We start from the raw sequence: 13,429 nt of genomic DNA on the forward strand, positions 1-13,429 counted from the left end.
GCCTGAACCCCAAAAACGAAGCGACTTCGCAAGATTTATTCACAGAGCGATTTTCCCGTATTCGCAGGAGAAAAAAGAATCCCCGTGGACCTGACAACATCATTTTGTATTGCTAATTGTCCCTAGCCTACCATATATTGCGGTATGCGTTGTCTGAAGTGTGGCTCGACCAACGACAAGGTGATCGATTCCCGACTTTCCAAAGACGGCAACTCCATCCGTCGCCGTCGCATGTGCCTCGCCTGCAATTATCGCTACACCACCTACGAGCACATCGAACGTTCCGATCTCGTGGTGGCCAAAATGGACGGTCGGCGGGAATCCTTCAGCAAGGACAAGCTTTTCAAAGGCCTCATGCGAGCCTGTGAAAAACGCCCCATCCCGACCGAAGTCCTGGAAGAAGCGGTCGATGACCTCATCAACGAGCTGCACGCCGAAAACCACCGGGAAGTTCCCTCCTCCTCCATCGGCCTCAAGGTCATGGAGCGTCTCTCCCGCATCGACCCCGTGGCTTACGTCCGCTACGCCTCGGTCTACCGCCAGTTCGAGGATGTGGGCGAGTTCTTGGAAGAAATCCAAACGCTCGGTCAGCGACCCTACTCCAGCCGAGAGCAACCCGAATTGTTTCGCATCCCCAACCCGCGCGCCTCTCGCAAGAAATGATCGCTCTCCATTCTCATCTTCCCGTCGTTCGCTTTTCGGATGGACAGGTTCTCCACTTTGACTCGCAATGGCTCATTCGGCGGATCGAAGCCGCGGCCCACTCTGCCGGCCATCCAGACTGGTGGCTGGCCCAAGATATCAGCAAAGGCGTGGCCCTTTACCTGCGGAATCATTATAGCTCGACCTGCATCGATCTCGCGGAACTGCATGAACGGGTCGAAAAAAGCCTTCACGCCCTGGGGTTCCAAGAGATCGCGCAGCGACTTCGCCTCAGCGCTCCTCGTCTCGAAGTGGATCTCCTTGCCCTGGCCCAGAAGCAGGCTTCCTCCGGCTTCGAGATGCTCTTCTTCGAGGCCCTCACCGAAGAGCTGCAAGCCCTCCATGAGTGTGGTGTGGAAGGCGTCAGTTTCCGGAATTTGCGGGGAGCTGTCTTCTACCTCACTGGGAGAAAGTATTGGTGTAAGCGCTGTCGCCAACTCGAAGGAGAAATCCGCGCCCACCTCCTGCACCGAACCCCCCTGCCCGCCTGCCGCCTTCCGGACCGCTCTCTCGTAATTGCTTGAAGCAAAGCGGGCTCTCGCCATCGCTTCCCGGGGCCGCGATTCCGTGTCGCTCGAAAACCTCGACCGGACAAAACGGCCTCGCCCCACTCACTCACTTCTTCTCTTGAAACCATGTCCCTCCTCCCGCCATCCGCCTTCGCCCGCCTCCTCGGCACTCTCTTCCTCATGACTTCCGCGCACGCTGCCCTTCCTCCCCTCGTCCCCATGCGGGACTTTTTCCGCAACCCGGAAAAAACCGGCTTCCAGTTGTCTCCCGACGGAACCCACCTCTCCTTTCTGCAGCCTTGGGAAGGGCGATTGAACATTCACGTCCAGGAAATCGGGAGCGAGCAAGTGACTCGTCTCACCGAGGCCAAGGAACGGGACATTCGCTCCTACTTCTGGGCTAGCGACGATCGCTTGATCTATCTCCGCGACACCGGTGGCGACGAAAACTTTCGGCTCTTTGCCGTGGATCGGGATGGCTCGAACCCGCTTCTTTTGACACCCTTCGAAGAAATTCGAGTGCGAGTCATTGATGACCTGGAGAACGACCCCGATCACATGATCATCGGGCACAACCATCGGGACAAACGAATCTTTGATGCCTACCGCATCCACATCGGCACCGGCGAGATGGAAATGCTGGTGGAAAATCCCGGAAACTTCTCGGGATACTTGACCGACCACGCAGGCAAGCTGCGGGTCGCCACCGCCACCGATGGGGTCAACACCAGTCTCTTCTATCGCGCTTCTGAAGACGACGAGTTCGCCAAAATTCTGGAGACCAACTTCAAGGAAAGCCTCTCGCCCCTCTTCTTCACCTTCGACAACCAGCAGCTCTACGCCAGCTCGAACCTCGGGCGCGATAAGAGCGCCATCGTCCAGTTCGATCCCGCTACGGGCCAGGAAACTCAGCTTCTCTTCGAGCACCCGGAAGTGGACGTCAGCAACTTGATCTACTCTCGCCAACGCCAGGTCCTCACCGCCATCACCTACACCACTGACAAACGGGAATACCACTTCCTCGACCAGGAACGCCAAGCGATTCAAGACTTCATCGAAGCCCGCTTCCCGGAAATGGAAGTGGGCCTGACAGACGTGAGTGAGGACGAGACCAAATTCCTTCTCCGCACCTACAGCGATCGCTCCCTCGGCGCTTACCATTTCCTCGATTGGGAGACCAAAGAAGTGCGCCCTCTGCACGAAATCGGTCCCTGGCTGGACTCCGCCCACCTCGCACCCATGAAGCCCGTGAGCTACCCCTCTCGGGACGGGCTCACCATTCACGGCTACCTCACGGTGCCCGTGGGAATCGAAGCCAAAAATCTGCCCGTGATCTTGAATGTGCACGGCGGTCCCTGGGCTCGGGACACCTGGGGCTACGATCCCGCAGTCCAGTTTTTGGCCAACCGAGGCTACGCTGTGCTGCAAATGAATTTCCGGGGATCGACGGGATACGGTCGCGCCTTTTGGGAGGCCAGCTTCAAGGAATGGGGCCGCGCCATGCAGGACGACGTGACAGACGGAGCCCAGTGGCTCATTGAAAAGGGCCTCGCCGATCCCGAGCGCATCGGGATTTACGGCGCTTCTTACGGCGGTTACGCCACCTTGGCGGGCTTGGCCTTCACGCCCGATCTCTACGCCTGCGGTGTCGATTATGTGGGAGTGGCCAATCTCCTCACCTTCATGGACAGCATTCCCCCCTACTGGGAGCCCTATCTCGAAATGATGTATGAAATGGTCGGCCATCCTGAAACCGAGACGGAAATGTTGCGGGCGGCTTCGCCCGTCTTTCACGTCGATCAAATCCGAGCGCCGCTCTTCATCGCCCAAGGGGCCAATGACCCCCGGGTCGTCAAAAACGAGAGCGATCAAATGGTCGCCGCCATGCGGGCCAACGGCGTGGAAGTCCCCTACATGGTGAAAGACAACGAAGGCCACGGCTTCGCCAACGAAGAAAATCGCTTCGACTTCTACGCCGCTATGGAAAAGTTCCTCGCCCGCCATCTCGGCGGACGCATTGAAACGGGCAATCAGGCCGACTTGGAAGCGCTCCGGGAAACCCCCGTCGAACTCTCCCTCGCCGAGTAGACGAGATCGGACGCCATCCAGATCAAAATCAGATCCCCGATGACCCTTTTCCAGAAAATCATCGCCCGGGAAATCCCTGCGCAGATCGAATACGAGGATGAGCTTTGCCTCGTCTTTCATGACATCGCCCCCCAAGCTCCCACCCATCTCCTCCTCGTTCCCAAAAAACCCATTCCCCGAGTCGGCCGCGCGACAGAGGACGATCAAGCCCTCCTCGGGCACCTCCTGTTGATCGCGAGGGACCTCGCGGCCCGACTCGGCTTTCAGGAAGAAGATCAGGGATTTCGCCTCGTCATCAATCACGGGGAAAACGGCGGCGAAGCCGTTCCCCACCTCCATATTCATCTGCTCGCGGGACGAAAACTGGGCTGGCCACCTGGATGACCTCTTCTCACAAATGAGAAGCTAAAATACGGTTTTTATCAATTTTATCTTGAGCATGAGAAATCACTTCGTTACAATAGTGATGATATGACTGCTCTCTCTAAAAAGTCTGGTTTCACGCTGACCGAGCTCTTGGTCGCTCTCGCAATTCTTGGGTTTTTGACAGCCATCGCGACCGCCCGGCTAGGCGGAAGTTTCGACCAAGCCCGTGAGCAGTCCGCCAAGCGGAACGCCCAGCAAATCGCCTCCGTATCCTCCAATGCCATCGCCGCGGGTTGCCAAGAGCTGATCGACGCCGAAAACGAAGAGCAAGCGGTCGCTCGGCTGCTGGCTGGCTTCTATGGGAGTGACCTTTTCTCTGACATTTACTTCAAGGTTTCGCTCGCTCCCGAAGAAGCCGAGAAAGCCAAGCAGTATCTCGCTTTTATCGGCGGCCAGTTGGAGTATGATGCGGCCCGCTAACACCAAGCTGCCGAATGAGCTGGTAAAATGGCCGCGTGAATTTAGGCTCACGGGATCGCGGTTTAGCTCCCCACCAGGCCCTCGGCTTCCGCGAGGATTTCCCGGAAACCTAGTTCACTCAAAGACCCAAAGAGGTCGTGATGACTCAACCGGGTTCGGGTGGTAGCCGGACTGCTGATCCCTGCCAGAAATCTCGCCAGCTGTCTCCCCGTCCGCAGAGGAGCCAGATTTTCCTCCACTAAGGCTGTCATTCTTCGGCGGAGGTCCTGGGAGATCTCTTGGGTTGGGGAGGTGGGAAGGCGACGGGGGCCCTTCCGCTCACCCAGGCAAGACGAGCAAGTCCCGCAGGCCTTGGCCCCGCGCTCGCCAAAGTAAGCCAGCAATTGCTTCACGAGACAGGCCCGCGATTCGGCATAGTCCACCACCCTCTGGAATCGGCTCTCCTCCCGCTCTTCTCTTTGGGAGAATCGCTCTCGGAAATCCGTCAGCAAGTGGCCCCAATTCTCCACCTCTCCCCGCCGCAAGAACTCTTTGCGAAAGCCCCTCTGCTGCCAGGCCACCTCGCCCGACTCCTGCAAAGAAGTCACCAGAGCCCGCAGACGAGAAGGGGAAAGGTTGAGCCCCGAGGCCACCTCCTCGACCTCGATCGTGGTCCAGGTCCGCGCGGTCTCTCCCAATTCGAAGAGCCGTCTCACCAAACGGGCTTCCTGCCCACTGCGGCCCGCCACCATCTTTTCGACCGAAGACAGGGGGCGCAGTCGATACTCCTTCCAAAAAGAGCCCTTGCTCTCAAGAAGCCCTCGCCTCTCCAAATAAGCAATGACCGTCTCGATCACGGTGGGACGCAGATCGAGGGAATGGGACAACTCATAAAGCGAAATATGAAACCACTTCTCCGATCGCAAAAGGGTCCTCAGGAGTTGCTCCAAAGCCTTGGGACTGGGGGTATCAGCGTGAATGAAGTTTTCCAACACTCGCCGGTCATCGCCACAAGCAAACAACTCACAGCGAGCCATCTCTCCATCGCGTCCGGCCCGACCACACTCCTGGACATAATTCTCCAGGGTCTTGGGAAGATTGTAATGAAAGACCGCTCGGATATCTGGCTTGTCGATCCCCATGCCAAAAGCAATCGTGGCCACCATAATCCGCACCTCGTTGCCCAAAAACGCCTCCTGCAACTCTGCCCGATCCTCTGCCCGCATGCCGGCATGGTAGGCGCGTGCCTTGAACTGCTTGGCTCGCAACTGGTGAGCCACCTCCTCCGCCGTCCGCTGCAAGGTCACGTAGACCACCGCCGGCCCCTCGAGGCGCTCGAGCCGCTCCGCTAGGCGTTCCAGCCGCTCGCCCGTCTCGCAAGGAGTCACTCCAAAGGAAAGATTGGCTTGCCGGAAGGAAGTTTGCACCTGCTCCGCCTTGCGAATGCCAAAGGCCTTGCGCACCTCTCTCGCCACGGACGGCGTGGCGGTGGCGGTCAGCGCGAGAACTCGGTCGACCTTCCCACGCTTGGCCCAGCGACCAAGCTTGAGGTAATCCGGCCGGAAATTGTGCCCCCACTCTGAAACACAGTGCGCTTCGTCAATCGCCAAAAGCGAGACGTGCTTCCCCGCAAGACGCTCTCGAAAGCTCGCGTTGCCCAGCCGCTCGGGGGCCACATACAGCAAGCGGAGACCCCCCTCCTCCAAAGCCTGCCAAACGGCCATCACCTCCTCCGGAGAGAGGGAGGAATCTAGACGGGCAGCGGGAATCCCTCGGGCTTGCAAGCCATCCACTTGATCCTTCATGAGGGCCAAAAGGGGAGAAACCACTACGGTCAGCCCCGGCAGCAGGAGTGCTGGCAACTGGTAGCAGAGACTCTTGCCACCACCGGTCGGGAGAATGGCCAGCACGGAGTGGCCCTCCAAAAGCAGGGAAACCACTTCTTGCTGGCCCTCGCGAAAGGCGGAAAAGCCGAAATGCTCTTGGAGCGCCCTCCGGGGATCCGGCGTCCTCTCCGGCGACCCCACCTTCACTCGTCGCCCAAAAACCTTCCCGGCACGAGGTATTCCCCCACATAGTCTTTGACCGCCTCTTCCAAGGCGATCGCTCCCTGCGACCAACCGGAAGCCGTCAACTTCTCCACCCCGGCGCAAGTGTAGTATTGGTATTTACCACGCAGCTGCTCTGGCATCTCGACAAAATCAATCTGAGGGTCCTTTCCTAAAGCGGCAAAGATCGCCTGCGCCAGCCGCAGCCAGGTCGAGGCCTCGCCCGAGCCAATGTTGTAAAGCCCGCCCGCACTCGGGGCAGTCGCCAAGTGAATCGTCATCTCGACCGCGTCCTTCACATAAAGGAAATCACGCATCTGGCAGCCGTCTTGGTAGTCGGGGTGGTAACTCTTGAAAAGGCCGACCCGCCCGGTCTCCTGAATCTGGTGATAGGCCTTATGCACCACACTGCGCATCTCCCCTTTGTGATGTTCGTTGGGCCCGTAGACATTGAAATACTTCAATCCGATAAGCTGCTCCAGGAGTCCGGCGCGCTGGGCGTAGCAATCGAAGAGGTGCTTGGAATACCCGTAGGCATTGAGCGGACGGAGTCGGCTCAATGCCTCCGTCTGATCGTCCATCCCGAGCGACCCGTCTCCATAGGTGGCCGCGGAGGAGGCGTAAACAAACTTGGCCCCGACTTCGAGAGCCCAGTGGGCCAAATCCCTCGTGAAAGCATAATTGTTGTCCATGAGGTAACCCGCGTCCTTCTCCGTGGTGGCCGAGCAGGCACCGAGGTGGAAAACGGTATCGATCTCGCCCAGGGCATCGGGATCGTCCGCGAGAACCGCGCGCAATTCCTCGCCCTCCAAGTAATCGCCAAAGCGCAGCGGCACGAGATTCTTCCATTTCTCGTCGCTCCCCAGCTGGTCGACCACCAGAATCCGCTCGTGCCCCTTCTGGTTGAGCGCCCAGACCAGCGCGCTCCCGATGAGACCGGCCCCGCCAGTCACCACAATCCATCCCTCACGATTCAATGCCATGGGGCACCCTCGTGAAAGCCAGTCACTTGGTCAAGCCAGGGCCCAAAAAGACCCAGAAAATGTAGCCGACGTAGGACAAAACCAAGAACAAGCCCTCCGCTCGGCTGATCCGCAGGCCGCTCGCCATGAGGGGGGCCAAAAGCAGGGAAACGCCTGCCATCATCCCTAAATCCGCCCACATGATTTGACCGCCGCTCAGGGGGATGACCATCCCGGTGATGCCGATCACCACCAGCATGTTGAAAATGTTTGAGCCCACCAAATTGCCCGTGATGATATCGACCTCTTTCTTGATGGCGGCCACAATGGTGGTGGCCAACTCGGGGAGCGAGGTCCCGAGAGCGAAAAGCGTCAAGCCGATGACCGCTTCGGACACCCCAAAACTCCGGGCCAGATTGGAACCGCTCGCCACCATAAAGTCCGCTCCCAAGGCCATCAAGCCCACCCCCAGCCCCACGAGGAAAAGCAAAAAGGGGACCGGCCGCCTCGTCTGCGACTTGGCATCGACCTCCCCTTGGAAATCCTTGAGGATCTCAGGGGCTTCCCGGCCGCTTTTGGCCATCAGAAAAGAGCGCAGCAGGTAGAGAATGATTCCTCCGAAGAGGACCGCGGCTTCCCATCGCTCCACTTGTCGATCCCAAAGAATCGCCAAAAACACCCCCGTGACCAGCAGCATGATAGGCAGCTCGCGTTTGACCACCTGCGTCCCCACCTTGATGGGCGTGATGAGAGCGGCAATCCCCAGCATGAGAGCCAGATTGCAGATATTCGAACCCACCACATTGCCCAAGGCCATATCCCCTTTGCCCTGGAGGGCCGCTTGCAGGGAGACCAGAAGCTCGGGAGAACTCGTGCCAAAGGCCACCACCGTCAGGCCGATGATAAGCGTGCTGATGCCCAGCTTGAGCGCCAGCTCCGAGCTGGCTCCCACCAGCCACTCCGCCCCAAAATAGAGCAGCACAAAGCCCAAAATCAGAACGGGCCAGTCGCCCAACAGTCCGATGAGATAGGGAGTCGGCATGGAGCGATTGTCCGAGGGGAAGAGGAAGTTTCAAGTCAGCAGTTTCCCGGGGGCCCGTGGGCTTCTACTTACCCCAACCCAGCAGCCGAGAAATCAAAAATCGCCCCGAAGCGAGAATCCCCAGCGGATCTCGCCAACGGGCCGCTTTCAGCACCTTCCGGGCAAGCTGCTCCTCCTCCCGACCAAAGGGAAAACGATGGTTGGCGTACTCTTGAGCAGCCTTGAGCCCTCGTCGAGAAGCGTCCCATTCCACCGTCACAGTTAGCAGATGAACCAAGAGGCAGCCCAACCAAGCCAGACCAAAAAAGACCGCTGTCAGACCGATCGGGAGCTTGAGAAAAACCTTGGCCGCCAAGGCAGCGAACAGAAAGAAGATCGGCCCCAACTGCAACCAGCGGACCACGGTCTGTCGGGAATCAAGCGCGGAGAGATCCCGCTGATCCTGGAGAGCGTGCCCCACCTCATGGACCGCAGAAGCGAAGTCGCCGACCGAGCGCCCCTCATAGATGCCCTCCTCCAAAAGAAGCAGCTTCCGCTTGGGATCATACCCGCTGGAGTGCGCCCCCTTGCGGGCGCGGACTTCCACCCCGCTCGCCTCCACATGCGCCAAAAGCCACTCGGCGTATTGCCCAGCCGTGAGGTCACTCTCCGTCTCTTGGCGGGCCAGCTCGGTCGCCTCCTGCCACTGCCGACGAGACCACAAGGCAAACGCCAGCGCGATCCCGATCAGAACCAAGCCAAATCCCAACACAAGGAAGCCAACACGAAAAACCGGAAGCCCGCAAACCCCTACCGCCACTCATGTTTGGGATACCTGCCCTTCAGCTCCTTCCGGACCGCCGGGTAGCTATTGGCCCAGAAAGACCGCAAATCACTCGTGACCTGGACCGGCCGCTGACTGGGCGCCCACACTTCGATTACCACTGGTCGGCTTCCGCCCGCAATCATGGGGCTCTCCTGCAAATCGTAAAGATGCTGGACCGTGGCCCCCGCGGTCGGCTCCTTCCCTTCCTGATAGCGAATTTTGGCCGAGCGATTGCGCGGCAAAGCCATCCGCTCCGGAGCGTGCTCTTTAAGAAGCTGCTTTTGCATGGGCGAGAGCCAGGAATCCAAAACCGGCCAGACTTCCCGCTCCTTTAGCTCCCGGTAACTCCGTGCACCCGAACAAATCTCCCGGATGAGAAAGGCTTTGTCCTCCTGGCCGAGCGGGGGCAGCTCCCAGTCGGGACGCGCTTCAGCCAGCCAATTCACCCGGCAGATCCAGGTCTCGACCTTTCGGTCCCATTTTTTCAGAACCAGCTCCCCTGCCAACACCCTCTCGGCCAGAATGGCGGCCGCCTCTTCCTGGTCGGGCTCTCCCCTCTCGCGCGACTCCAACTCCAAGCCTCGAAAGCTCCAGACTTGGCGGTTGATGACTCGCCTTTGGGCAGGGTCCCAGAGCACTTGATGGTCTTCCCGAATTGAATCCGGGCCAAAAACCTGCGCCAAGTCCTCCTGGCTGATGGCGGTGTTCCAACGCAGATGGACCACCAGCTCACGACCCTCCACCTCGGACACCTCTGCCGCCACCAGGAGGCCGCTGCCAGTGACGACCGTGTCCTCGGCCAACTTTCCCTTGCGCCCCTCACTCAGCCGACAGGCATGAGTGCCTTCACTCAAGCGGACCGCCACCTGGTCGGGAAAGGCAGCCAACAAAAGCCGGGCGAGCGACCTCTTCGGCCTCTTTTCCGGCCCCTCCTCCCGCTCGGCAATCCGCGCCAACTGCCGCGCCGCTTTCCAAGCTTCCTTGGCCGCTTGCCCATGGATGCCAACCCGCGCGCAGACATCGCGTCGAAACGCCCCGGACTCCGCCATTTCCAGGGCACGCAAAATGAGCAAGAAATCGGAGTCTTCCCCCGGCAGAGCCAGCTTGTTTGCCTTTTGGGTGAAAAGATTGCGCCCTTGGAGGGCCCCCACGATCCGGGCCGCCGCCTCCACTTGGCCCGTTCGCTGGCCCTCGACCAAGAGACGGCTGTGCCGAGGATGAGCCGGAAAACGCGCCATGGCCCGACCCGTTTCCGTGAGGGCTCCGGCCGAATCCACCGCGTCCAAATCCCGCAGCAAGCGCTCGCCTCGCTCCAACATCGCGGGCTCGGGTGATTCAAACCAAGGGAAATTCCTGGCGTCAGTGACCCCGAGCGCGTGGAGCGAAAGCAAAGTCTCGCTCAGATCCAAGCGATGAATCTCAGCTGGAAAATGCGAGCGCCTGCCCTCGTGCTCCCGGGGTCCCCACAGCCGCAGGGCAAAGCCCGGACCGGTCCGGCCAGCTCGCCCTGCCCTCTGATCGGCCGAAGCGCGGCTGATGGGGTCAATCGTCAGGGTATGGATCCCACGACGAGGATCAAAATCCGCCACCCGCGCCAAGCCGCTATCAATGACCCAGCGCACCCCTTCGATCGTCAACGAGGTCTCGGCAATATTGGTCGCCACAATGATTTTGTTCGCGGCATCCGATAGCACCGCCCCATCCTGTCTCGCCGGCGGCAAGGAACCGTGGAGGGGAAACAACTCCCACTTGGCAGCCCAAGAGGATCGCTCCAACAGCCCGAGCGTCTTGTTGATCTCATATTGACCAGGCAAGAAGACCAGCAAATGCCCTGGCCCTTCCACTTGCCGGGCGGCGAATTGGCAGGCCCGCACGGCGCTTTCCCAAATCCTCCCCCGCTCCGCCTGCTTGGGTGGATAGAAATCGATTTCCACCGGAAAGGTCCGCCCCTCCGTTCGAAAATGCCGTGCGCCCTCTAAGAAGCCCTGCAAGCGCTCGGTCTCCAGGGTCGCCGACATCACCACCAAGCGCAAATCCGGTCGTGCCGTCTCCTGCAAGCGCTTCAAAAGAGCCAGGGAAAGATCACTCCAAATATGCCGCTCGTGGAACTCGTCAAACACCACCGCCGCTACCTCCCGGATCTCGGGATCGTTTACCAAATCGCGCACCAAGACGCCCTCGGTCACAAAACAAACCCGCGTCTCTCGACTGGTCGCGTTCTCAAAGCGAACTCGATACCCAATCTCTCCCCCCGGCTCCCCCCCACGCATGCGGGCGACCGTCCGCGCCAAGAAACGCGCCGCCATCCTGCGAGGCTGGAGGACCAGGATCTCGCCCTCGCCAGGCGCCAGGGCCTGCAACAAAAACTGCGGCACCAAGGTCGACTTCCCGGACCCGGTCGGCGCTTCCAGCACAAAGCGCTTCTCCCCCGCCCTGACCGCTCCCACGAACTCGTCCTCGATCTCCCCCACCGGCAGCATGGCCGTCCTTAGGATCTTTCAGTGGGCACCGCAAGAAAAGAGCGGGTCTGGAGAGTCGTCTTCCGCGCGCCTCGCTTTTCCAAATCAGTCTGGTAACTTGCTCAAGCCTCCGCGAATTCCCCAAACTTGCGGAACTTTTCATAACGAGCGTCCAAAAGCTCTTCTGTGCTGAGGTGGCGCATTTCAGCGAGGCTGCCGAGGATGGCCGCTTTCAGATTGGCGGCTGTCTCCTGGGGATCGCGATGCGCTCCACCGAGCGACTCCGTGATCACGCCATCGATCAACCCCAGTGGCTCCAAATCGACCGCGGAAATCTTCATGGCCTCGGCCGCTTCCGGCGCATGCTTCCGGTGCTTCCAGAGAATGGCCGCGCAACCCTCCGGGCTGATGACCGAGTAGTAAGCGTTTTCCAGCATCAGCACCCGGTCGGCCACCCCAATCCCAAGCGCTCCTCCGGATCCCCCCTCTCCCAAAACGATTGCGATGATCGGCGTGCGGAGGATCATCATTTCCCGCAGGTTGAAGGCGATCGCTTCCGCGATGTTTCGCTCCTCCGCTCCGATTCCCGGAAAGGCCCCGGGGGTGTCGATGAGGGCAATGACAGGCAATTCAAATTTCTCCGCCAGCTTCATCAAGCGGAGCGCCTTGCGATAGCCTTCCGGGTGGGCGCTGCCGAAATTGCGGCGGAGATTTTCCTTGGTGTCCCGTCCTTTTTGGTGACCCATCACCACGCAGCGCTGGCCGTCCAAGGTGGCAAAGCCTCCCGGCATCGACTCATCATCCCCGATGTGTCGATCTCCATGCAGCTCGACAAAGTCGGTGAAACAGGCCTGCAAGTAGTCCAGCATGTAAGGCCGCTGGGTGTGACGGGCGATCTGGACCCGCTGCCACGAGCTAAGACCGGTGTAGATTTTTTCTCGGAGGGACTTGAGCTTGGACTCAATGACTTCGATTTCTCCGCGCAAGTCCACCTGGCTCTTCTCGGACTTCTTTCGGAGGGAATCCATTTCCTCCTCCAAATCGACGATGGGCTTCTCGAAATCGAGTGGCTTGATCATAAGAGTTTCTTAAGCACTCGGATAAGATTGCCCGTCCGTCAATACACCATGGCCGGGGTGCCCAAACGGAGCAAGGCGTTCAATTCATCCAGGTCGGCCGCCGAAAGAAAGACACCGCCGAAGACCTCCTGCTCCGCCTCGGGGAGGGGACGGAGATCCATGCCTTGTTCGCCGATGCGAATGCGCAAGCTGGCAGAGGGATAGCGCTCGTCACTCAAAAGAATTCGCTCGCCCTCCACGAAAGCGATCTTGTCCACCACCTTCGAGCGGAAGGGCAACCGAACCCGACCAGGAATCTTGCTCCCCAGGATCGGGTAATCGCAGAAAAACGCCCCGGCCCGCAGAAGGGTCACGCGACCTTTCTCCAAATCGACTTCCAGCTCGAAATCCAAATCCGCCACCACCAATTCCTCTCCCGGATGGAGATTCTGGGGATGGGTCAGGCCATTGGCTTTCAAAAGGAAGTGATAGGTGCAGTCTTCCTGGCGAGCGATCTTCAAGAGCGAGTCCCCCGACCGGACCAGCACGGTGCGCTTGCTCTCATGGGGGTCGCGCGAGAAGAGACGATCGAGGTTCAAGCCGCCAATGATGCGTTTGGCCTCCGGGGTCCGGGCCGAATCGGGATACAGGCGAATGACCGCTTCCAACTGCACGCGCGCCTCCTCCAAGAGCCCCTCTCGGAGTTGCGGCTCGACCGCCTCGAAAATGAGTGCCCCCTCATCGACGGGTTCGGGAATCACGAAGACCTCTTCCCTCAGTTCAGAAAGGATCTCTTTTTGGATTTCGCCCTTTTCCCAAAACTCCTTGTAAAAGAAGTAGACCCCCAGAGCCGCCCCGGCTACCACCAGCAGAACGAGGCTTAGCAAAAGGGCTTTCATCGCGCAAAAAAACGCTAGCTAGGCTTTCGGCC

General features: G+C 59.5%; 12 protein-coding genes. 5 read left to right on the top strand and 7 right to left on the bottom strand.

Annotation, left to right across the window (positions count from 1 at the left end; genetic code table 11):
• Positions 1–144 precede the first annotated feature (144 nt).
• The 5 genes from nrdR to AAF555_03135 all read left to right on the top strand — a co-directional run bounded on the left by nrdR (position 145) and on the right by AAF555_03135 (position 4,145).
• Positions 145–663 (top strand): transcriptional regulator NrdR, encoded by a 519-nt coding sequence (gene nrdR, locus AAF555_03115; protein MEM6910550.1) that lies wholly within the window; start codon positions 145–147, stop codon positions 661–663.
• Entirely contained in the window at positions 660–1,226 is a 567-nt protein-coding gene (locus AAF555_03120; protein MEM6910551.1) for a hypothetical protein, read from the top strand. Before nrdR ends, AAF555_03120 begins: the two co-directional genes overlap by 4 nt.
• Before the next feature lie 111 nt (positions 1,227–1,337).
• Positions 1,338–3,299 (top strand): S9 family peptidase, encoded by a 1,962-nt coding sequence (locus AAF555_03125; protein MEM6910552.1) that lies wholly within the window; start codon positions 1,338–1,340, stop codon positions 3,297–3,299.
• A gap of 39 nt (positions 3,300–3,338) precedes the next feature.
• A complete protein-coding gene (locus AAF555_03130; GenBank protein MEM6910553.1) occupies positions 3,339–3,683 on the top strand; it encodes a histidine triad nucleotide-binding protein in 345 nt (114 codons plus the stop codon).
• A gap of 87 nt (positions 3,684–3,770) precedes the next feature.
• Positions 3,771–4,145, top strand: a complete 375-nt coding sequence (locus AAF555_03135; protein ID MEM6910554.1) for a type II secretion system protein — start codon at positions 3,771–3,773, stop codon at positions 4,143–4,145.
• 62 nt (positions 4,146–4,207) lie between these two features.
• On the opposite strand, the gene AAF555_03140 is transcribed toward AAF555_03135, so the two are convergent.
• From AAF555_03140 to AAF555_03170, 7 genes are all read right to left on the bottom strand, one after another.
• Positions 4,208–6,157 carry an ATP-dependent DNA helicase RecQ gene (locus AAF555_03140; protein ID MEM6910555.1) on the bottom strand — a complete coding sequence of 650 codons (1,950 nt, stop codon included), beginning with the start codon at positions 6,155–6,157 and terminating at the stop codon, positions 4,208–4,210.
• Positions 6,154–7,155: an ADP-glyceromanno-heptose 6-epimerase gene (gene rfaD, locus AAF555_03145; protein MEM6910556.1), complete on the bottom strand. Its 1,002-nt coding sequence runs from the start codon at positions 7,153–7,155 to the stop codon at positions 6,154–6,156. The genes AAF555_03140 and rfaD overlap by 4 nt, the downstream gene beginning before the upstream one ends.
• A gap of 22 nt (positions 7,156–7,177) precedes the next feature.
• The gene (locus AAF555_03150; GenBank protein MEM6910557.1) at positions 7,178–8,176 is read right to left on the bottom strand and encodes a calcium/sodium antiporter; all 999 of its coding nucleotides are present in this window, start codon (positions 8,174–8,176) and stop codon (positions 7,178–7,180) included.
• Between the two features lie 64 nt (positions 8,177–8,240).
• Positions 8,241–8,927: a zinc metallopeptidase gene (locus AAF555_03155; protein MEM6910558.1), complete on the bottom strand. Its 687-nt coding sequence runs from the start codon at positions 8,925–8,927 to the stop codon at positions 8,241–8,243.
• A 38-nt stretch (positions 8,928–8,965) separates the two neighbouring features.
• Positions 8,966–11,461: an ATP-dependent helicase HrpB gene (hrpB, locus tag AAF555_03160; GenBank protein MEM6910559.1), complete on the bottom strand. Its 2,496-nt coding sequence runs from the start codon at positions 11,459–11,461 to the stop codon at positions 8,966–8,968.
• A gap of 101 nt (positions 11,462–11,562) precedes the next feature.
• Positions 11,563–12,519 (bottom strand): acetyl-CoA carboxylase carboxyltransferase subunit alpha, encoded by a 957-nt coding sequence (locus AAF555_03165; protein ID MEM6910560.1) that lies wholly within the window; start codon positions 12,517–12,519, stop codon positions 11,563–11,565.
• A gap of 38 nt (positions 12,520–12,557) precedes the next feature.
• The gene (locus AAF555_03170; GenBank protein ID MEM6910561.1) at positions 12,558–13,397 is read right to left on the bottom strand and encodes a LysM domain-containing protein; all 840 of its coding nucleotides are present in this window, start codon (positions 13,395–13,397) and stop codon (positions 12,558–12,560) included.
• Between the last annotated feature and the right edge of the window lie 32 nt (positions 13,398–13,429).

It is taken from the genome of Verrucomicrobiota bacterium (assembly GCA_039027815.1).
In the GTDB taxonomy this organism is placed as follows: domain Bacteria; phylum Verrucomicrobiota; class Verrucomicrobiia; order Verrucomicrobiales; family JBCCJK01; genus JBCCJK01.

What these genes read in the sequence shown, in the direction of transcription:
- AAF555_03130 (MEM6910553.1), top strand. Translation starts at nt 3,339, where the DNA reads ATGACCCTTTTCCAGAAAATCATCGCCCGGGAAATCCCTGCGCAGATC.
- AAF555_03120 (MEM6910551.1), top strand. Translation starts at nt 660, where the DNA reads ATGATCGCTCTCCATTCTCATCTTCCCGTCGTTCGCTTTTCGGATGGA.
- AAF555_03165 (MEM6910560.1), bottom strand. Translation starts at nt 12,519, where the DNA reads ATGATCAAGCCACTCGATTTCGAGAAGCCCATCGTCGATTTGGAGGAG.
- nrdR (MEM6910550.1), top strand. Translation starts at nt 145, where the DNA reads ATGCGTTGTCTGAAGTGTGGCTCGACCAACGACAAGGTGATCGATTCC.
- AAF555_03135 (MEM6910554.1), top strand. Translation starts at nt 3,771, where the DNA reads ATGACTGCTCTCTCTAAAAAGTCTGGTTTCACGCTGACCGAGCTCTTG.
- hrpB (MEM6910559.1), bottom strand. Translation starts at nt 11,461, where the DNA reads ATGCTGCCGGTGGGGGAGATCGAGGACGAGTTCGTGGGAGCGGTCAGG.
- AAF555_03125 (MEM6910552.1), top strand. Translation starts at nt 1,338, where the DNA reads ATGTCCCTCCTCCCGCCATCCGCCTTCGCCCGCCTCCTCGGCACTCTC.
- AAF555_03150 (MEM6910557.1), bottom strand. Translation starts at nt 8,176, where the DNA reads ATGCCGACTCCCTATCTCATCGGACTGTTGGGCGACTGGCCCGTTCTG.
- AAF555_03170 (MEM6910561.1), bottom strand. Translation starts at nt 13,397, where the DNA reads ATGAAAGCCCTTTTGCTAAGCCTCGTTCTGCTGGTGGTAGCCGGGGCG.
- rfaD (MEM6910556.1), bottom strand. Translation starts at nt 7,155, where the DNA reads ATGGCATTGAATCGTGAGGGATGGATTGTGGTGACTGGCGGGGCCGGT.